This is a genomic window from Polynucleobacter sp. 39-46-10, assembly GCF_002282275.1.
On the sequence record NZ_NCJB01000543.1, the window covers coordinates 1 to 1,103 of the forward strand.

A 1,103-nucleotide genomic window follows, 5' to 3' on the forward strand; every position below is an offset into this window, starting at 1 on the left:
AGCGATCGCCTATGCTGGTGATGGTGCATGGGCAATGAGTATGGTGGAGATCATGACTGCAGTTCGTCATAACATCCCGGTAACAGCGGTAGTGTTTCATAATCGCCAGTGGGGTGCTGAGAAGAAAAATCAGGTCGATTTCTACAACCGTCGATTTGTTGCGGGTGAGCTCGAGAGCCCAAGTTTTGCTGGTATTGCTCAATCCATGGGTGCAGAGGGAATCGTGGTTGATCAATTAGATCAAGTTGGCCCAGCCCTGAAGAAGGCGATTGATATGCAGATGAATGAAGGCAAAACCTGTGTAGTCGAGATTATGTGTACCCGTGAATTAGGTGACCCATTCCGTCGCGATGCTTTATCAAAGCCTGTACGTTTCCTTGAGAAATATAAAGACTACGTATAAAACTATCGATGACTGCGGAACTATTATTGTTTCGCAGTCATTCTAAAAAATCGAGTGGTAAACAGATAAGTCCGGTCGCAATGCGCTACTGGACTTAATTATAGATACTGTGCCAATGGTAATAAAGCATACAGGCACGTCATCTGCCGATAAGGCAAAGAGTTGCTTGAGACGTTTATTGGTGATTGCTTTGCCGCTGGATAAACCCGAACCAAAACCCAGCGAATGTGCCATTAATAGAATATTCTGAATTGCGCATCCCAAGGAAACCATTTTCTCCTGCTCACTTACCCCGTCAGCAGTACTAGCTAGTTTTGCAACTGCTAGAAGCAATAAGGGACCCCGAAATGCCTTTTCTTGAGCCTCTTGGAGTTGTAGTGGGCTTGCTTGGGGATCACGCTCCAGGAGACATTCCTTGAATACTGAGCCCAATAAATGTCGACTGGACTCGCTTACTTCATAAAAATGCCAAGGTGTATTTCTGCCATGATCCGGAGCTGCTTTTGCGGATTGAAGAATTTGCTTTTTTTGCTCTGCAGTAGGGCCGGGTTCAATTAAGCGCTTTGGCGAAACATGAACCCGTCCGTGAATCAATACATCTGCGTAATCGTCTAATGAGATCACTTTGGCAAGCACTACGATATCCGTTGATAGTAGAGGTTTTGTGGATGATTGGCGTCAGCAAAAAACAAAAAGCGTT

2 protein-coding genes are annotated in these 1,103 nt (G+C 45.2%); one reads left to right on the plus strand and one right to left on the minus strand.

What is annotated here, in order from left to right; translation table 11 throughout:
* Positions 1-403: thiamine pyrophosphate-dependent enzyme (locus B7X71_RS17560; protein WP_293601690.1), on the plus strand; the 403-nt coding region annotated here is incomplete at its 5' end.
* 42 nt (positions 404-445) lie between these two features.
* Here the strand turns inward: B7X71_RS17560 and B7X71_RS17565 are convergent.
* The gene (locus B7X71_RS17565) at positions 446-1,027 is read right to left on the minus strand and encodes a nitroreductase family protein (protein WP_293599201.1); all 582 of its coding nucleotides are present in this window, start codon (positions 1,025-1,027) and stop codon (positions 446-448) included.
* Positions 1,028-1,103: the final 76 nt, after the last annotated feature.